Source organism: Marivirga lumbricoides, assembly GCF_014636295.1.
Classification (GTDB): Bacteria; Bacteroidota; Bacteroidia; order Cytophagales; family Cyclobacteriaceae; genus Marivirga; species Marivirga lumbricoides.
In genome coordinates, this window is the sequence record NZ_BMEC01000006.1 from 134,483 (window position 1) to 153,614 (window position 19,132).

General features: G+C 36.9%; 19 protein-coding genes. 4 read left to right on the plus strand and 15 right to left on the minus strand.

The features are described from left to right. Window positions 1–52: 52 nt before the first annotated feature. Together IEV85_RS10565 and IEV85_RS10570 are read right to left on the minus strand one after the other, a co-directional pair. Window positions 53–1,273: an ATP-grasp domain-containing protein gene (locus IEV85_RS10565; RefSeq protein ID WP_188463074.1), complete on the minus strand. Its 1,221-nt coding sequence runs from the start codon at window positions 1,271–1,273 to the stop codon at window positions 53–55. A gap of 249 nt (window positions 1,274–1,522) precedes the next feature. Next, window positions 1,523–3,832: a transglycosylase domain-containing protein gene (locus IEV85_RS10570; RefSeq protein WP_188463076.1), complete on the minus strand. Its 2,310-nt coding sequence runs from the start codon at window positions 3,830–3,832 to the stop codon at window positions 1,523–1,525. Window positions 3,833–4,030: 198 nt separating this feature from the next. Between IEV85_RS10570 and IEV85_RS10575 the strand changes: the two genes are divergently transcribed. From IEV85_RS10575 to msrB, 3 genes are all read left to right on the plus strand, one after another. Beyond that, a complete protein-coding gene (locus tag IEV85_RS10575; protein ID WP_188463078.1) occupies window positions 4,031–4,936 on the plus strand; it encodes a substrate-binding domain-containing protein in 906 nt (301 codons plus the stop codon). Between the two features lie 64 nt (window positions 4,937–5,000). Next, window positions 5,001–5,609: a flavin reductase family protein gene (locus IEV85_RS10580; protein ID WP_188463080.1), complete on the plus strand. Its 609-nt coding sequence runs from the start codon at window positions 5,001–5,003 to the stop codon at window positions 5,607–5,609. 98 nt (window positions 5,610–5,707) lie between these two features. Then, on the plus strand, window positions 5,708–6,217 hold the full coding sequence (msrB, locus tag IEV85_RS10585; protein ID WP_188463082.1) for a peptide-methionine (R)-S-oxide reductase MsrB: 510 nt from the start codon (window positions 5,708–5,710) through the stop codon (window positions 6,215–6,217). 5 nt (window positions 6,218–6,222) lie between these two features. Here msrB and IEV85_RS10590 read toward each other — a convergent pair whose 3' ends face one another. After that, window positions 6,223–6,786 (minus strand): 1-acyl-sn-glycerol-3-phosphate acyltransferase, encoded by a 564-nt coding sequence (locus IEV85_RS10590; protein ID WP_188463084.1) that lies wholly within the window; start codon window positions 6,784–6,786, stop codon window positions 6,223–6,225. 436 nt (window positions 6,787–7,222) lie between these two features. On the opposite strand from IEV85_RS10590, the gene IEV85_RS10595 reads away from it, so the two are divergent. Next, window positions 7,223–8,620 (plus strand): alpha-amylase, encoded by a 1,398-nt coding sequence (locus IEV85_RS10595; RefSeq protein ID WP_188463086.1) that lies wholly within the window; start codon window positions 7,223–7,225, stop codon window positions 8,618–8,620. A 631-nt stretch (window positions 8,621–9,251) separates the two neighbouring features. Here IEV85_RS10595 and IEV85_RS10600 read toward each other — a convergent pair. The 12 genes from IEV85_RS10600 to IEV85_RS10655 all read right to left on the minus strand — a co-directional run bounded on the left by IEV85_RS10600 (window position 9,252) and on the right by IEV85_RS10655 (window position 19,130). After that, window positions 9,252–9,548, minus strand: a complete 297-nt coding sequence (locus IEV85_RS10600; RefSeq protein WP_229712560.1) for a type II toxin-antitoxin system RelE/ParE family toxin — start codon at window positions 9,546–9,548, stop codon at window positions 9,252–9,254. Further along, complete coding sequence (locus IEV85_RS10605; RefSeq protein WP_188463091.1) at window positions 9,548–9,781, minus strand: hypothetical protein; 234 nt, start codon at window positions 9,779–9,781, stop codon at window positions 9,548–9,550. Before IEV85_RS10605 ends, IEV85_RS10600 begins: the two co-directional genes overlap by 1 nt. 67 nt (window positions 9,782–9,848) lie before the next feature. Then, entirely contained in the window at window positions 9,849–10,028 is a 180-nt protein-coding gene (locus IEV85_RS10610; RefSeq protein WP_188463093.1) for an integrase, read from the minus strand. Between the two features lie 722 nt (window positions 10,029–10,750). Continuing rightward, window positions 10,751–11,278 carry a DUF6843 domain-containing protein gene (locus tag IEV85_RS10615; protein ID WP_188463095.1) on the minus strand — a complete coding sequence of 176 codons (528 nt, stop codon included), beginning with the start codon at window positions 11,276–11,278 and terminating at the stop codon, window positions 10,751–10,753. Between the two features lie 5 nt (window positions 11,279–11,283). Beyond that, the gene (locus tag IEV85_RS10620) at window positions 11,284–12,840 is read right to left on the minus strand and encodes an RHS repeat-associated core domain-containing protein (RefSeq protein WP_188463096.1); all 1,557 of its coding nucleotides are present in this window, start codon (window positions 12,838–12,840) and stop codon (window positions 11,284–11,286) included. Continuing rightward, the gene (locus IEV85_RS10625) at window positions 12,837–13,199 is read right to left on the minus strand and encodes a hypothetical protein (RefSeq protein WP_188463098.1); all 363 of its coding nucleotides are present in this window, start codon (window positions 13,197–13,199) and stop codon (window positions 12,837–12,839) included. The genes IEV85_RS10620 and IEV85_RS10625 overlap by 4 nt, the downstream gene beginning before the upstream one ends. Before the next feature lie 105 nt (window positions 13,200–13,304). After that, window positions 13,305–13,700 carry a hypothetical protein gene (locus tag IEV85_RS10630; RefSeq protein ID WP_188463100.1) on the minus strand — a complete coding sequence of 132 codons (396 nt, stop codon included), beginning with the start codon at window positions 13,698–13,700 and terminating at the stop codon, window positions 13,305–13,307. Beyond that, window positions 13,700–15,442 carry an RHS repeat-associated core domain-containing protein gene (locus IEV85_RS10635; protein ID WP_188463102.1) on the minus strand — a complete coding sequence of 581 codons (1,743 nt, stop codon included), beginning with the start codon at window positions 15,440–15,442 and terminating at the stop codon, window positions 13,700–13,702. The genes IEV85_RS10630 and IEV85_RS10635 overlap by 1 nt, the downstream gene beginning before the upstream one ends. 456 nt (window positions 15,443–15,898) lie before the next feature. Then, the gene (locus tag IEV85_RS10640; RefSeq protein ID WP_188463104.1) at window positions 15,899–16,231 is read right to left on the minus strand and encodes a hypothetical protein; all 333 of its coding nucleotides are present in this window, start codon (window positions 16,229–16,231) and stop codon (window positions 15,899–15,901) included. Window positions 16,232–17,019: 788 nt separating this feature from the next. Continuing rightward, window positions 17,020–17,322: a type II toxin-antitoxin system RelE/ParE family toxin gene (locus IEV85_RS10645; protein WP_188463106.1), complete on the minus strand. Its 303-nt coding sequence runs from the start codon at window positions 17,320–17,322 to the stop codon at window positions 17,020–17,022. Beyond that, the gene (locus IEV85_RS10650) at window positions 17,312–17,575 is read right to left on the minus strand and encodes an addiction module protein (RefSeq protein WP_229712561.1); all 264 of its coding nucleotides are present in this window, start codon (window positions 17,573–17,575) and stop codon (window positions 17,312–17,314) included. The genes IEV85_RS10645 and IEV85_RS10650 overlap by 11 nt, the downstream gene beginning before the upstream one ends. Before the next feature lie 982 nt (window positions 17,576–18,557). After that, window positions 18,558–19,130 carry a toxin-antitoxin system YwqK family antitoxin gene (locus tag IEV85_RS10655; protein ID WP_188463107.1) on the minus strand — a complete coding sequence of 191 codons (573 nt, stop codon included), beginning with the start codon at window positions 19,128–19,130 and terminating at the stop codon, window positions 18,558–18,560. Window positions 19,131–19,132 lie beyond the last annotated feature (2 nt).

A 19,132-nucleotide genomic window follows, 5' to 3' on the forward strand; every position in this document is an offset into this window, starting at 1 on the left:
ATTTAATTATCAACTCTTTTCATCCTTAGATAGATGAAGAATAGTTAAATTTTTAATGATAAAAGTCGACATCCTCATAGTGTAATAATAATTCGGTCATTCTATCAGGATCTTCACCTTTAAAATTTACCGTACCAAAGTGATTACCAAATCCGTCTCTGTCACTAATTTTTTGAGTAGTCAAAGGAGGCACCAGGTTGTGATCCAGAAAATAAGGCTCTTCTTTTAACTCATCCGGAATCTCAAGTTTAGAAATCTGATTTTTATGAGGATAAATCATCACATTACCATAAAATTGCTTTGGCCTGGCATCTATTGGCGGAAGTATTTCATTCAATTCTTCCTCAGTTAAACTAGGATCATGGCATAATACAAATGCTCCTAAAGCATCAAAATCATATGCTTTTCCTGCCAGCTCTAAAATGTGTCCTCCCGGAATTCTGCATGCTACTTCTCCAAAACTTAAAGTATCATCCTCAGTAAGGAACCACTCAGGATGTATCATACCATATTGAATACCGAAAATATCAACCAATTTTTGCATTTCCTTCATTATTCTATCTCTCTTGGTATGCAAAAGATTTCCTTCGGGGATAAAGTTAGAATAGCCTAATTTTACATATTCTGTAATATTTAAAAACCTAATTTTACCACCATGAACGTAGGCCTCGCAAGAAAATTCCTGACCAGGTAAATGGCTTTCGGCTAAGCAAGGGAAATCTTCATCTTCACATTTGTTATCAACATCGGCCATAGATCTCAGCAACCTATGTCCTACTGTACCTGCTGACGCAAAAGGTTTAATGTGTACCCAACTATCTTCTTCTCCATCTACCTGAAGATTAGCCTGGTTCAATCTTTTCATGAAAGCTTTAACACCTTCTTTATTGTATACTTCTTCAAACAAACCTACTCTGAGGCCGCCAATCAATGCTTTCCTTTTCATCATTGCTTTATTTCGGAAGAGAAAGGCACGATTCAACACCCTTGGGTCATCTCGATAGATAGAATTTAAAGCACCAGCCCATTCCACTGTCTCCTCAAAAAGAGGAACCGCAACATCTACATCAAAAGGTTTAAGTTTTTCTAATAAATCAAGAGAGTTTGAGGTATCACTCCACTCATCAAACTGGTAAGAAACAAAAGGAATGTTATTTTCTTTTGCATAATTTTCGAAATCTGGAAAAGATACCACTACAAAAGGCTTGTTAAGCTTTTGCATACTTTCAATTACAGGTAAACTCCATCCCATTAGTGCGAAACATTTTGCCATAGTTCTATATTTTAAGGTGAAAATTATTACTAATACCTTATTAACTAGGAAATTAGCACAAGCGATATATTACTATGCAATCGTCAAATATGAACATGGTGTTTTTGAGTTGCCATGTAGGCAGATATACAGGTTAGCAAACTTATAAAGTCTTAGCTGCAAAGAAGGGTAATTTTACCAATAAGATGTTTCATCTTTTTAGTAAACAAGAGAGAGAAACCTTAGCAGTTAAGCTATAGAAACCTGTTTTTAATCCTTTTGGAAAATGCCCTTTATTTTTTTGAAAAGACCATCATTCTGCTTCCCATCTTCATCAAATTTCTTGGTTTTGGCTTTCTCTTCGTTAGTGAAAAGTTTCTTGAAAAAGCCATCTTCTTTGGTAGGTGGACAGTCCATTAACTTTACCACCCTACTGCTGGGAGCTGCAAATTGCTGGTTATATTTTCTTCTTAACTCTGAAACAGTATTTAATTTCTGCATGAATAAGCCGAAAATAGGTAAAGCAGAATTTGCCCCCTGCCCAATTGAAGTACTTCTAAAGCCTATGGCACCATTGTCTGCTCCTACCCAGGAAACTGTTACTAAGTTGGGCAATAATCCTACAAACCATCCATCTTTATTATTTTGCGTGGTGCCCGTTTTTCCTGCAATGTCCTGGGTCAGTTTATACTTCCAACCCAACCTTGAAGCGGTTCCACTTTGAACAACAGACTGCATCATTTCTAAAATAATTTGTCGTGTTTGATCAGAAAATGCAGCATCAGAGTGAACATTGGGTTTAAATTCTGCCAGCACCTTGCCTGTAGGTGTAGTGATTTTCGTTATAAAAAAGGGCTCAGAAGGCTTACCTCCATTTAAAAATGTAGTGTAAGCTTTAGCTAGTTCCAGCATACTTAATTCGGCAGTTCCCAATGCTAAGGAAGGCACTTTAGGAAGCTCAGATTCTATTCCTGCATCCTTAGCCAACTGAAGTACTTCTGCTATACCTGACTCTTCCATTAACCGAACAGAAACTGTATTCATTGATTTTCTCATAGCTTCCTGCATGGTTACATTAATGTGGGTATAATCCTCCGAATCACTGTTTGTGGGTGTCCATCCTTCAAGGTTTGAATAAGTTACATCACTTGCCGGAAAATAATCACATGGTTTTACGCCACTTTCTAAGGCTGCAGCATAAACAAAAGGTTTAAATGTTGAACCTACTTGTCTTTTACTTTGCAATACATGATCATACTTAAAATGCTCAAAATCAACCCCTCCCACATAGGCTTTTATAGCACCATTGGAGGGTTCCATTGCTAAAAATCCTGCTTGTAATGTTTTTAGGCTGTTTTTGATGCTATCCAGTACACTTAACTGCTTTGCTTTATCACCAGACCAACTGAAGGCTATTCTCTCACTTTTCTGATTAATGGCTTTTTGAATTTCAGCTGCTGATTTACCCTCAGCTACCAATTGCTTATAAATACCTGTTTTCTCAAGTTCTCTTTGATAAACAGACTGCTTATTCCAGGGAGCACTTTGGCCCCAGTTATCTTCAAATGCCTTTTGAAGTACAGCCATGTGTTCTTTCATTGCTGCTTCCGCTAACAATTGTAGTTCTTTGTTGATTGTTGTATGAACAACCAGTCCATCTCCATAAATATCTAAGGGTTCATCAGCATCCTGATTATACTCTTCCACCCAGTTTGCAAGTTGTTTCCTTACCTGCTCTCTTAAATAGGAGGCAATTCCTTCTGATGGTTTAACCGAATTATAATTCAGTTTTATATCTTCCTTAATTTTCTGCTCATAAACTTCCTGAGAAATCTTTCCATACTTATTCATCTGGTAAAGCACCACATTTCTTCTCTCTTTACTTTGTTCAGGAAACAATCTGGGATTGTAGGTATGGTTTGCCTTCAATGAGCCTACCAGAACTGCAGATTCATTAACAGATAATTTATTAACCGGTTTATTAAAGAAGGTCTGTGAAGCCGCTTTTATTCCGAAGGTATTATCAGGAAAGCTTACGGTATTTAAATACAGAGTAATAATCTCTTCTTTAGAATAGATTTCCTCCAGCCTTTGTGCAATGAGCACTTCTTTCACTTTAGTAACCAATAGCCCTAATTTATTATCATAATCTCTAGGAAATAAATTTTTAACCAACTGTTGGGTAATAGTGCTGCCTCCCCCGCCAGACCGGTCCTGCATAAGAACTGTTTTAAATAATACCCTACCGAGACTTCGATAATCAACACCATTATGGTTGTAAAAACGTGCATCTTCAGTGGTTACGAGGGCATCAATCAGGTTTTCAGGTAAATCTTTATAAGCAACATCTGAACGATACACCCTATAAAGATAACCGAGGTTTTTTCCATTTTCATCAAGAATAGCAGAGGCCTGAGGATTCTCTACTTTAGAGAGAAGCTCCTTATCTGGCAGAGCTCCAAATAATCCTATACGAATGCTACCTATAAAGGCAAATATGAGTAAAATGCCTGAGACAATGGTAAGTAATAAATATTTTAAAAGTTTATGTTTTAATTGCTTAGTTTTCTTTCTCGCCATAACCTGATCTAATATCCTGCGAAGAACGTAATTTTGATCTTAATAGTGCAGATTTATTTAAAAAAATGCCTTCCTCGCCAATTCTACATAGAGATTTCTCTTTCCTTAAACCAATTTTGAAATAGTTTCAGGAGCCGGATTTTGAATTTATTCTTAGCACCAACTAAAATTCTCTGCATTCATTTTACTGATCATCAAATGAAAATACTATGTTTGTACATCAAAAAAAGATTACAATCTGTGGATATAATAAGAATTGGAGGAGTACCCGAGCATTTTAATTTGCCTATTCACCTGGCATTAGAATCAGGTGCATTTGATGAGACGGGCATAAAAGTAGTATGGAATACGTATGAAGGTGGAACAGGCGAAATGACTGATGCACTGGAAAATGACGATTGCGATATCTGTGCGGTACTTACTGAAGGAATTGTAAGTAATATTTTAAAAGGAAGTGCTTCCAAAATTGTAAGTGGCTATGTTAAAAGTCCTTTAACCTGGGGAGTTCATACAGGAATAGACAACCCATTAGATAACTATGATGCTATTTATGATAAAAGAATAGCGATAAGCCGCTTTGGCTCAGGTTCTCATCTAATGCCTATAGTGGATTCATTAATGAAAGACAAAAAGATTGATGAATCACAATTTAAAGTAGTGAAGAGCCTTCAGGGCGCTATAGAATCATTAAATAGCCTGGAAACGGATGTTTTTTACTGGGAAAAGTACACCACAAAACCGCTTGTACAACAAAATATCCTGAGAAAAATAGGAGAATATGTTACGCCCTGGCCATGTTTTGTTTTAGCAGCCTCTAATAAAATTACGAAAGAAAAACCTAAACAAATTTCTAAGGTGCTAAGGATAATCCATAAATCCTGTGCGCAATTTATGGAGAATGAAGCAGCAGTTGATTTAGTGAGCGAGCGCTACAATATCAAAAAAGAAGATGCCAGCAAATGGTACCATGCCACAGAGTGGGCTACCGATGGATGGGTGAGCAATAAGGTATTAAAAAACGTAGTGTATATATTGGCGGAAGCCGGGATTATCAGCTACGTTCAGGATACTCAGCAGTTAATCTGGCAAAGAAACAGTATTTAAAAATCTATCAGTTAAAACAAGAACATAAAAGCTAACTGTTGGTTATGATGAAAATCAAAAATCAATGGAATTTAATCAGGAAGAAATAAAACAATTAGACAGCCGGTATAGAGCTAATCTATTTAATACTTTAAGTGGTTATAAAAGTGCAAATCTGATAAGCACAATCTCAGAAAGAGGGATTAGTAATCTTGCAATCTTTAATTCTGTTATTCATATTGGAGCCAATCCACAGTTAATGGGATTTATTCTGAGACCTACCACTGTAGAAAGACATACTTACAACAACATTCTACACTCAAGTTATTACACGATTAATCAAATTCATAAGGGAATCTTTGAAGAAGCTCATCAAACTTCTGCTAAGTATGAAAGAAATGTTTCTGAATTTGAAAAATGCAGCTTAAATGAAGAATATCTAGCAGATTTTCCTGTTCCGTTTGTTCAGCAGAGCAAAATAAAAATCGGGCTAAAGTTTGTTGAAGAACATTTCATTCATGCCAACGACACGCGATTAATTGTTGGTGAGGTTTTGAAGGTGAGTATTGCTGAGCAATTTATTTCCGAAGATGGAAGCGTTGACCATCCGGCAGCAGAAACTGTCGCCATTTCAGGCTTAGACACTTATTTAGAAGCTATAGTATTAAATAAACTTTCCTACTCCCGAACATAGTCTCCAGGATTTAAAAGTTTAAAAACCATTCTTGATGAAAAAGAGTATATAGTAAATATTATTACAAAGTGAAATCCAGAAACCAGAAATAAGTTTTTATGAATATAGGGAAATTTGCATTAGCAGGAATATTATTATGTGTATTAGGGTTTCAATCTTGCGCTCAGAAAAATAATAAAAGCTCTGAGAAGAAAACTACACCAGCTGCACATGAATTTAAAATACAAAAGACAGATGCAGAATGGAAGAATCAACTTTCTAATTTGGAATATGAAGTATTGAGAGAGAAGGGTACAGAAAGGGCGTTTACAGGGAAATACAATGATTTTAAGAAAGAAGGGATTTTTACCTGTGTAGCTTGCGGAACAAAAGTGTTTAGTTCAGAAACCAAATTTGAAAGTGGAACAGGTTGGCCTAGCTTTTATAAACCGCTAAACTCTGAAAACGTGCTGGAAGTTTCTGACAATTCTTATGGAATGAAAAGAACTGAAGTGGTTTGCGCAACCTGCGGTGGTCATTTAGGACATGTTTTTCCTGACGGACCAGAGCCTACAGGTTTACGTTATTGTTTAAATTCCGTTTCTCTTAATTTTATACCTGCTGACTAGAAATTTTATTTAACACCATTTTCAGGGTATTTACCTTGAATAGGCCGATAAAACTGTTTTATTTCTTCTAATTGCTTTTCAAATTGACCATCTACAACAAACATAGGGCCTACTCCTGCCCTTTTGTTTTTATAATCAAGGTAACCACATAATATAGGAACCTTCGCACCTTCAGCTACTCTGTAAAAACCTGTCTTCCACTCAGGAGCATAACTTCTTGTACCTTCAGGCGTAACCAGCACAATTAACTTATCCTTCTCGTCAAAAAGACGGATCATGGCTTCAGTCATAGAAAGCTTTGATTTTCCGGGTGTTCTTTTCGTCCGATCAATTCCAATGGCTCCCAGCGGATTAAGAATTAAATTTAATGGAAACTTTAACAACTCTTTCTTTACTGTATAGCGAACGGGGGCGCGCATTATAAAAAAGGCGCATCGTGCCCAAAGAAAATCCCAATTGGAGGTGTGAGGAGCTGCAATCATCACAGCCTTTTCAATACCTTTAGGGATAACTCCGTCCACCTTCCAACCAAATATCCAGAACAAAAACTTAGAGAAATAGTAGCCCATAAAATTGAATCGTTTTTACTTTTAATCGAGATCCAAAGATCAAATTTTAATCACTGATTTTCTAAATATTTTTAAAAAACCTTACCAAATGGATGTCCAATAGAAAAAACACCAATTTCAATAGTGTAAGCTACGTACTTATAAAAGTTAATGAAATCTTATTTTGTGAGCAGACTTCCTGCCCCAAAAGATAATATTATACGATTATAAGATAGATCAAATCACAGAGCATGTTTAGATAGAAAATGAATTGAACAAACCCCATTCAAACTATTTTTTTTGAGAAATTTCCATTTCTCCTGGTATTTTCAAAATATGATTTATTCAAGTTTAATTCGAAAACGATTGCGGTAACGTTTGCATAATTTAATATTACGAATACCTATTTTTTCCATTTATTATTTCGTTCATTTGATCCTCACCAAACTTTACAATAATGAAAAAACAAGTTTTAAATGGCGTAAAATTACTTGTATTCTGCATCTTATTAAGCTGCAACGACAGGGAAGCAATTCAAGCACCTGTCTCTGACAGAATTGCTACTGATCCTTACTATAATGACTCTATCAGTAATACTAATTCGCAACAAAGAAACCCGGGACCAGGAGGTGGAGTAATGATGCAGGCCTTCTACTGGGATGTACCCGCTGGTGGAAATTGGTATAATACTGTAAAAAGTAAGCTTGCCTCCTGGGATGCAGCAGGAATATCGGCCATTTGGCTTCCACCTGTTTCGAAGGCTATGAATGGCCCCTACTCAATGGGATACGACCCTTCTGATTACTTCGACTTAGGAGAATACAATCAAAACGGTTCTGTTGAGACTCGTTTCGGTTCAAAAGCAGAGCTTATAAGCTTAATAAATACTGCTCACAATTATGATATTCAGGTGTATGCAGATATCGTGTTAAATCATAATAGCGGAGGACAATCTGAAAGTAATCCATTTACAGGAACAAGTACTTATACAGATTTCAATCCGGCCTCAGGAAAGTTCTACCGGTCAGCAAGTGATTTTCACCCTAATAACATTGTAGGTTATGATGAAGGTGTTTTCGGGGGCTTTCCGGATCTAAGCCATTCAGTCCCTTACGTACAGGATTGGCTTTGGAATAGAAGTGATGGTGTTGGTAAGTATTACAAAAATGTAATTGGGTTTGATGGATGGCGCTTCGACTATGTGAAAGGTTTTGGAGGATGGGTAGTCCGTGAATGGAATAATAATGTTGGGGGCTTTTCAGTAGGTGAATACTGGGATGGGAATGCGCAGAAATTGCAGGACTGGGTAAACAGCACAAACCGCACATCTTCAGCATTTGACTTCGCTTGCTATTATAAAATGGAAGAAGCTTTTGACGGTAATGACCTCACTAAATTAAATGGTGATATGCTATGGAAGAGGGATGCACAAAAGGCAGTTACTTTCGTTGCGAATCATGACACGGATGAGATTTACGATAAAATGCACGCTTATGCCTATATATTCACTCATGAAGGCTATCCTACACTTTTCTATAAAGATTACGAAGAATGGCTGGACAAAAATAAACTAAATAACCTCATCTGGATTCATAGAAATCTGGCTACAGGCAATACAAGTATTTTGTATGCAGACAATGATGAATACATTGCCAGAAGAAATGGCAGCCCTGGCGTTGTAGTGTATTTAAATGATTCCAATCAATGGACGGAAAGATGGATTCAAACCAACTGGAGCAATACTATAATAAAGGACTACACAGGTAATTCTAATTGGGAACCCACTACGCAGGGAGATCAATGGGTGAAGATTCAATGCCCTCCCAACAGTTATTCAATTTGGTCGGTTAAGTAATATCATAGTTAAAACTTATGCTATCCTATATTGAGTTATTTGGTTTAGGATAGCATTTATTCTAAAATAAATACTAATAAGCTAAAAGGCTTGACAACCACCCTTTAGTTATCTTGCTTGTATTATTGTTTTTATAATTAGTTTCACTAAAAACAATAGTTGAGGCCACAAATAGCAGTAATAAAAGCAACGCAAAAAATTTCTTCATGATAGTAAAATTAAGTTGACTATTATCAGACCCAGTTTTGTTTAAAAGGGTTGGAAGAGAAAATAAAATAAATTAAAAAGAGGCTGTCTCAAAAGTTAAATATTGTGACAGCCTCTGATTTCTTACTGCTTAAAAATCGGCTAGTTTTGCTTTATATCCATACCCTATCCAAACCATAATGTAAGCCAGATTTAGTTTGCTGGCTTTCGCCTGTCAAAACCATTGTTCAGGGAGTTGAAGTCCTTGTCCCGCATGATGTATGGCAGTCAGGTTATGGACACACTCGAAACGCGTGCGCCAGCGGTGCAGAGAGCGAGTGGACCTTGGTATGGAGAGGACACGGACGAACACCGTTTTTCCACTACCAGCCATAAGCTGGGAGCGTACCCCGACCAGCTGGCGGGGTAAATCTTTGGAACGGGGTTATGATTTAAATTTCTTAGGACTCTTTCGATTGGCTCTAAAACTCACTACTTCTATGTAATCGTCCTGTATTCGATAGTAAAGACTGGTTTGCTTACTAAACACACATTTCCTTAGCCCTTTTTGTTTTCTGGAAGCAGGATAAATTTCAGGCATTCCACTAATAATATCCAGTACTTCCTCTATCTTTTGATATACTTCTTTAGCTGATTTTTGACCGAACTTCTCCAAAATGTACTCCAATAATTTTATTTCTTCCTGCCTTGCACGAAGTGAATAACGCACAGTAAGTGCCACTAGAAGTTAAAACGGTTTCTGATGTCTTCCCTTACAGATTCATGGGATACATGCTTTCCGTTATCTAACTGCTCCAACCCGTCATTTATCGCTGCCTTATCTTCAAGACTCAGTTCATCCCAAAAATCAACCTCTTCTTGTTCAAAAACTTCCTTTATACGCTCTAGCACTTTTTCTTTCTTAGTGTTTAACAGCAGTTGCATCAACTCAAGTTTTGTAGCTTGTATGTCCATGTTTTTTAAGTTTGCTTTTCGTAAAGATAACATTTTCATTTTGTATTTTAGTTTCATTTATTGATTTTCACCCCAACGGATGGAACTGTTGTACTTCTTCTTTCAAGCCTTCCATATCATTCTGTAAATAGCTTTCTGTACTGAAGATATGCATGTGTCCTGCCATACATTGCACTTCCCTGATGTTGTATTGTTTCAACCATAAAGTGTTCACACTTGCCCTGAACTGGTGTGCACTCTGCAACAAAGGTTGCTGTTTCTATAACCGCTTAACGATCCTTTAATGCATCCCTGTGTCTTTTTATTACTTATTTTCTTTTCCTTTTATGATAGCATTAATTCCAAGTTTGCACAAAAAGATATTGTAAAGGCTGGAAGGTAGATTGACTATCGTTCTATTTAACTTATTACAGCATTAAGGGATAAATCTAATATTGAGTTGTTTGGTAAGTTCTATAAAGTTCCCCTTCTCGTTTTAATCCTACATTTTACCCTCACTATCATCACGGCCATGATCGGGCAAAACCCGCTCTATTTTGCTTATGGGTTTGTAGCTCTTATCCAGCTTACTTTCTATTTAACACATAAAAAAAGAATGATTGGAGATATTAAACTCCTTTTCAAAAGCGTGTTTAAATTTGCTCTCTTGGTTGGTGCGTGTTTACTCCTATTATAGTTCTTTAGCCTCTTCACTTCTGAACCTATTATTTAAACTTTACCGATTCTGTTTGTGTCCCATTCCCAATCGATCCTCAATTAAAAATGCTGGGGATCAAAAACAATTTTTTAGGGATCATAGTTGCTACTATAATTCTCAGCATGGTGGTCATATTACTTATTGAATGGATATTGCTTCACGCAACTATGCAAATAACAATTTCTTTCTCTAAATTCTATGCTCTTTTATGCCTTAGGCTCAACAGTGCGCAGCCATTAAAACCTGCTTTTATACTATTCATTTACTTCCTATCAATTTCTTATGATTTTTTGTACTTCTGATGAATGGAGTTTATTTAAAAACCAACCTTTCTTTCTTAACGCTTCTTCGACATCAACTAAATTATTAATAACAAATATTTTTGCAGGCGGTGTTTCATATAGCAGCTCTTCATTAGAACCATACTTTTTTGTATTTCCAATTGCTCCTTCTCCAAAAGCATACACCTTTGTTCTATCATTAACTTTAGATAATGAATCTTGTTCTTGAACAATAATAAACGGGATTTCTTCTCTATTACCTAATGAATCTACATAAAAGAACTGATGTTTTTGAAGACCATAATTTGATTCAAATTGCGTTTTTAAAACACCACTTTCAGGAACCCTATAAATTCGTTTTCCATTCTCATATTCTTTGGGTTCTCCTTCAGATTGGTTAAAAATTATTAAAACAGGCCCTTCATAGCCTTTAGGAATTAATCGTATGGAATCTTCCCCATCTTCAACACAACTAAAAAATAAACACCCTAATATTAAAGTTAAAATTAAGTTTTTCATATCATCTAATTTTGACCTCCAAATAATTGATTATAATAATCTCCATACTTTTCTCTAAATTCATCAACACTTAAACTTTCAAAATTCTTGTTCCATTCATCAATAGAAATAGTTTTATCTCCAGCTTGTATTCCTTGAAAAATACCATCACTATTTGTTAGAATGGAAAGGTTAATATTCATCATCATAGGACTATCACCATTTCCTGGCAAATGAGTAAACATTCCTGTCTGTACACTAGTTGCCGTAGCGAATGCTCCAAGGAAAATAGTATTTCCATTAGCATCCTCCACATAAGCCTCTGCATTTGGAAAAGCATCTCCAGTTATATTGCCGCTAATATTAAGTAGTTGGTTTCCTCCATCTAATTGAGAGACTTCCACATTTAACCCTGAATGAATATCAATATCAGGTGTAATAGAGCTCGAATCAATTGAATGTAGTGGCATACCTGGAGCTATAGGAGCTACTAATAAAGCTGCATTACTGCCATATAAATGTGTATTTATTCCACCAGAAGAAGCAGCTAAATCATCAACATATCCTCTTGAATAACCCATTGCACCATAAGAACTATGACTAAATGTTCCTTCAGCTGTTGAGTTAAACTGGTTAGGATTATCTGTATCGTAGAATGTTCTTTGATGTAACCTAGATTTTGCACTATTATTTGCGCTAAATCCTCTATTATCTCCAGCAAATTGATTGTATAAAACAAAACGCTTTGTTGGAACAAAACTTCTAACGTGTATAATAATTGGGAACATTCCATCTGGGTCAACAAAAAGCATTGGATTATTAAATGCGTAGTTATATGTTGATTGAGAATACATCTTTTCAGCCATTGGGTCGATATTAAACCACCTGCCTAGTGCTGCGTCATACATCCTTGCACCAAAGTCAAGCCAGCCTAAGCCTAAATCAGTGATGGACTCTTTACCATTGTAGGTATAACGCTGCTCTTTAGTAAGTTCCCTTTGATAGCTGTAGTGTTGCGACATCCCAAAGGGGTAATAGCTCTCTTCCTGTATAACGGCAGAGTGCTTGTGTGTAACATTCACATCATCAAAATAAGCAATATTGGCTTGCTCTTCTTCATTACTTACATAAATAAGCATATAGCCTTCCTTCGGTACTACAACCTCCAGGTTTAATTCCTCAAATCCTGTTGTGGCTGCAGAGGAAGACCTTGCAAAGCTGGCTGTAATGAAGTTCATGTCTTTATCAAAATACAGCATGTTCAGGTAGAGCTTAGGCGTGGCATCGCTATCGTCTTTATCCATCAGTCCGCCTGTACCTACCTCTGGGTAAAGTGATTCTGAAAAGCTATTCAGGTTGCCTTCCAAACCTATAGGCGTATTGGCAAAGGCTCCTGCAAAGCCCTGTGCCAGCATGGTAAACAAGTTGTTGATATTTCCTCCGGTGCCTGCCAGTTCGCGCACGTAAGCCTTGGCATTTACGGTATCTCCCGGGTAAACTTTTAAGCTTTTAGCCAATCCTATTAATTGGTTATCAGTTGAGCTTAGCCTGCTGCTATAAGTTCCTGTTCTGGAATAGCTCATATCCCTGTTCTGCTCATCATAATTATCAAAATAAGCTTCCGGCACAGAAGCTGTCCCAAAGCTTGTTGTATAAACCTCTTCTTTAGGTTGGGTGGTAAAGGTGGTGCGATGCCCAGATGGTCTTTCACTTTCTGCAGCTGGTTGGAATTGTCATAGGCATATTGAAGGTTATCCATATCACCACAAATGGCATCTTTTCGGGTAAGTCCTAGTATATTCCCATTAAAATCATATCCTGAAACACTCATTCTAAAGTTAGGGCTTTGGTTAAAGGCAGTCACTTTCTCGTACGGCTGTGCTCCTAAAATACGGTTTAATTTGTCATAATCAAAGCCATAGCCGGGTTGGTTGGTAGGCAATGGACACACGCGAAACGCGTGCGCCAGCGGGGATCATTTTCCATGATCATGGCTCCGATATAATCTGTAGTTTTTATCAAGTTACTAAAATAGTCAAATCATGAATTAATTAGAGTAAGATTTGACTTTGACTAAATGACATTCTTTAGTAAACCCAGATTCATCAGCTTTTAATAGTTTATTATTTTTCACTAAATAAACATCTACATTATATGCTGATGTATATTTTATTTTTGGCAAATAATCAGAATTTAAAGAATCACTGAATTCAGGAGAGTCAAGAATAAGCTTTCTATTCACTACTTTCCAATTTCCAGTTATAAGATTTTCAACATATGGCCTAGCATAACTAAATGTACTATCAGAATTAACTTTTAAAACAATAGAGGCTTGATTACCATATAAGGCACATGAGCTATTATATTGCCCTATTATATTCTTCTTTTGGATTGAACATGAAAAAAGAACAACAATTGTTAATATTAAGATTAATTTCTTCATTATCTCTGTTTATAATATGTTTTTCCATTAATTCTAAATGCATGCCCTGTCCCGTTTGCAATTGATTGAAATGTAGTTCTCTGTTTACTATCTGGTAAGCTCATTTTCAACAACATTCCCACATTTGGGTGAGTTGTTGCATCAACAGGTCCTGTTGCAACTCCAGAATACCTAGCTGGTAAAGAAGATACACTATTATACGACTTTCCATTGAACAAAGCTCCCCATTGATTATATGCATTAAGTTCATCATGTTGATCATATAAAAAATTCTGAAATGGATTTTGATTTCCTAGTTCTGGACCTACGCTGTATTTCCCAGTTTCGAATTGATATGCGTGCTGCAACTCATGAGCAATAAAAGATGAGCCAGCAGAACTTGGTAGAGTAATAGAAAATACACCAGTAGAAAAATCAAATCCAGCTCCCCCAACTTCAGTTCCTGTACCAGCTACTGCACCAGGCTCATTTAGTGAATTACTAGTTTGAATATCATAAACTTGATCAGAAGCCCCTAACTCTCCGATACCAGATGCAACTGATAAATAACCCTCTACTTTACCTCTTAAATCACCAATTTGATTTTGTAGACGTTCTTTCTTTCTATCGCTTAAGCTTTTACCTCTACTATTTACACCAGACAGAAGCTGTTGTAATTTCCCATCAATTTTGTTAGTCAAATCGTCAACTCTAGAATCTAAGTCGTCTAATAACTGCTTAACATATACCCATGCAGAATTTGTAAATTCATTACCATCTATATCTATATTTCTGACAGGATTATTGCCAGCATAGTGATATGGAGAATAAGAATAGTATTTTTCAGCCATATTGTCGATTGCCGACCAACGTGCAATTGTAGGATCAAAAAACCTCCATCCATAATCAATCATTCCTAGTCCAAAATCGCTTATCTCTTCCTTTCCATTGTATTTAAATGCTTGCCTCTTGGTATAATTCCTCTGATAACTCACAGAATGCTCTAACCCGAAAAGGTAGTACGAATTTTCCTGCACCACTTTAGAGTGCTTGTGGGTAACATTCACATCATCAAAATAAGCAATATTGGCTTGCTCTTCTTCATTACTTACATAAATAAGCATATAGCCTTCCTTCGGTACTACAACCTCCAGGTTTAACTCCTCAAATCCTGTTGTGGCTGCAGAGGAAGACCTTGCAAAGCTGGCTGTAATGAAGTTCATATCTTTATCAAAATAAAGCATATTCAGGTACAGCTTAGGCGTGGCATCGCTATCGTCTTTGTTCATCAGTCCGCCTGTACCTACCTCTGGGTAAAGTGATTCTGAAAAGCTATTCAGGTTACCTTCCAAACCTATAGGCGTATTGGCAAAGGCTCCTGCAAAGCCCTGTGCCAGCATGGTAAACAGGTTGTTGATATTTCCTCCGGTGCCTGCCAGTTCGCGCACATAAGCTGTGGCATTTACGGTATCTCCCGGATATACTTTTAAGCTTTTTGCCAATCCTATTAACTGGTTATCAGTTGAGCTTAGCCTGCTGCTGTAAGTTCCTGTTCTGGCATAGCTCACATCTCTGTTTTGCTTTGCATAATTATCAAACAAAGGCTGCTCTACCGTTTCAAAGCTAGTTTCAAATACTTCTGTTTCAGGCTTGGTGGTAAAAGTAGTCCGCACATTGCCTAAATGGTCTTTTAGGTGGTACTCATAGTCCTTTAAGCACATTTTTAGCGCTTTTCCGCTTTTTTCCAGGGCTTCCCCTGCCAAAATCAGCTTTTTTTCTATGCCTGTCCCTCCCGGTCGATATGGTATTTTTAAACAGCCCAATGCGCTTTCAAGATACTAATTTTACTTGATATTCATAATGGGGATGGTCGCAGTTATAAGGTGTTCAGCACATGCATTCAGTCAGGCAGGGCAATAAAACCCGCCAAGCTGCTTGCCCTCTTTCATCCCTTAAGCTTGTCATGTTTTTTGCTTCCTGTCCCCTGCGGCACTTCCTTAAAATGCATAAGCTTCACCATGTGCCTGGCTCGCTGCGTTTTGCTCGGCAGCCGCCCCGATAAAAGATCGGGGCCGCTTTCTCACGGCTCGCGTGCTTCGCGATTGGATAACTGCGGTTGTGTTTGCCTAACGCCCTTCGGTTGTTTCATTTTTATGAGCGATGCAAAAAACTGGTGTTGATTTTTTGGCTATTTTTTACATCGTTCATAAAAACGTTTCTTATTTCATCTTTCTAACTTGTTCATATAGATACCAGATATCATTGGAACTTGTCATTTGATGTAATTGTGATTTTAGGTTTTCACCTCTGCTCTTCATTTCTGGGTTTCTTTTAATTAGTAAATCAATCGCTTTACCAAAGTACTTTAAAAGCTTTTCTACTTCCTTACGCTGCTGAGCAGGCTTTAAAAACCCACTCCCTTCTTCATTCAGTTTAATACTTTGATAAGCCCCTTTCAGATCTTTATAGGTTTTTGATCCTAACTTTGGGTTAAGTAGCCCTATTAAAAAAGCCTCTATTTCCCCACTTTCTTTGTAATAATCATTTTTCATTTTATTATAATTTTGATGAGCTGTAAAGGAATAAAATATACTTCAGTAAAAAGAGGACAATTTTTTTACAAGCTTCAGTAAGTAAAACATACCGGAAAAAATTAAACGGCTCATCATTTCTCTTTTTTGTTAAGCAGGCTCTTTCCAGCCGTTTGGTTTTTTCCGGGATGCTCCAAGCGAACTGCCACACTCCATTAAATGTAAATCAGCCAACAGAGCGCGGAAGGATTCTACCCACTAAAGATTTGATGATGATTGCTTAAAACTACTTAGATTACAATTACCTACACTGTTTGCTATGCGGGCCCTTGCGGGTACCACCAGCCAGCCTGCCAAGGGGAGTGTGAGGAACGAGCACGTTTGGCAGTGTCTGGCGGTGGTCGCAGGCCCGCCTAACTCTGGCTGTGGTTTTGTTTTTTTGCCTTGCTGCCGCAGGCCCATCAATCAACAAAAAAATAAAAGGGAACAGACGTGCCGAGGAGCGGATGGCAAGCAAAGGGAGGAAAATGCAAATGGGCTTTTTGAGGGTCGGCTAAATATGCGCTGTACTCTGATGCCGATTTACCTGCTTATGCTTTTTTGCTAAGTGGGTGGTCTATCAACTAAAATCAGAGTACAGCGCATGTTTTAAGGCGTGAAAATTTGCATTTTTCCGGACTGCAGCCTTGGCAGGCGCACCACAGGCACACCGCTTTTCCGCTACCAGCCATAAGCTGGGAGCGTACCGCCTTCAAGCGGTAAACAGGCTGATACGCAAAAAATAATTGGGATGTGTTTTATACCAGGAACTACTTTACTCGTTTCTTCCATCTTTTGGGATGTTGATTGGTATTAAATACTGATATAACATCAATATCATTGCCATTCACTATATACAAAATCAAGTATGGAAAGCGGTCTAACACAAAAGCCCTGACTTTCTTTTTGTAACGAACACGATATGTTTTTGGGTTGTTGAGTATCGCTTTTTCAGCTGCATCAAGCACCCTTAAAAATTCTTCTCCTAAGCCTGTCTTTTGTTTTTCATACCAAACATATGACTCATAAATATCCGACTCAGCTTCTTCGGATAATTGGTAATTATAGGTCATCTTTTGCGCGGTTTCTTATCCTGTCTTTTACTGTTTCCCAAGAGGAAAACTTCATCTCTCCATTTTCATACTTTTCAAGCCTGCTGTCTAACTCCTTCTTTTGTTCTGCACTCAGTTCAAAAGTAATTTCTTGCTGCTCTTTTAGTCCTTGCAGCTTTTTAAGGGTAGACTTGTCCTGAAGCTCAGTAAGCCAGTGTATAAGATCGATTTTAACAGATTGTATGTCCATTCGCGTACTTAATATTTCTCTCATAAAGGTAACGATTATTTTAATTATTTAGGTTCCTCACCCCAAAGGATGGAACTTGTCTACTTCTTCTTTCAAGCATTCCATATCATTCTGTAAACAGCTTTCTGTACTGAAGATATGCCTGTGTCCTGCCATACATTGCACTTCCCTGATGTTGTATTGTTTCAACCATAAAGTGTTCACACTTGCCCTGAACTGGTGTGCACTCTGCAACAAAGGTTGCTGTTTCTATAACCGCTTAACGATCCTTTTATGCATATCCCTGTGTCTTTTTATTACTTATTTTCTTTTCCTTTTATGATAGTATTAATTCCAAGTTTGCCCAAAAAGATATTGTAAAGGCTGGAAGGTAGATTGACTATCGTTCTATTAAACTTATTACAGCATTTAAGGGATAAATCTAATATTGAGTTGTTTGGTAAGTTCTATAAAGTTCCCCTTCTCGTTTTAATCCTACATTTTATCCTCACTATCATCACTGCCATGATCGGGCGGGCTCCACTCTATTTTGCTTATCAATTTGTAGCTCTTATCCCGCTTACTTTCTATTTCACGCATAAAAAAAGAATGATGGGAGATATTAAACTCCTTTTCAAAAGCGTGTTTAAATTTGCTCTCTTGATTGGTGCTGATTTATTCCTATTATGGTTCTTTAGCCTCTTCACTTCGGAACCTATTATTCAAACTTTCTCGACTCAGTTTGTGTCCCATTCCCAATCGATCCTCAATTAAAAATGCTGGGGATCGAAAACAATTTTTTAGGGATCATAGTTGCTACTGTAATTCTCAGCATGGTGGTCTTACTACTTATTGAATGGATATTGCTTCACGCAACTATGCAAATAACAGTTTCTTTCTCTAAATTCTATGCTCTTTTATGCCTTAGGCTCAACAGCGCTCAACCATTAAAACCTGCTTATATAATAGCCAAAAGCATTATCCTTATAATGGCGCATTATCTTACTTAGCTTTATAAGTAAAAAAACTAATAAACCTTTACTGTATCTACTATCAAATTATCCTCATATAAAATATCATAAGTTTTATTACCTAAAGAGTCATAAAAAGTGCTAATGCCATTACCAAAATCATCTGCTTCTACAAACAATTTCCCGTTTTGATAATATTGTTTAAAATCAATAACATCATCCCCTTTGTTTATGTATGATATTCTAGTTTTTCCATTTGGGTAATAATCTTCAGACAATCCTTGCTCTTTCCCATATTCATAATTTGTCAATGCTTTCAAACTTCCATCTTCATAATACATTTTTAAAACTCCATGTTTTATGGAATCAGATAGCTCTTCTTCAATAGCAAGGTTCCCGTTGATATAAGTTTGCCTAAAATTTAATGAGTCATTGCTATAAAAAAGTTTGTAAGTAAGCTCTCCACTTTTATTATAAAATAACCATTCCCCTTGCCTTTTACCCTCAATTTTATTTCCTGTGTATTTGAGCTCACCCGAATCAAAATATTCTTTTATTTCTTCTTTTTCGGAACAAGCAGCAAGAACAAGGAGTAAAAAAACAATCCAACTTAATTTAATAATCTTCATTT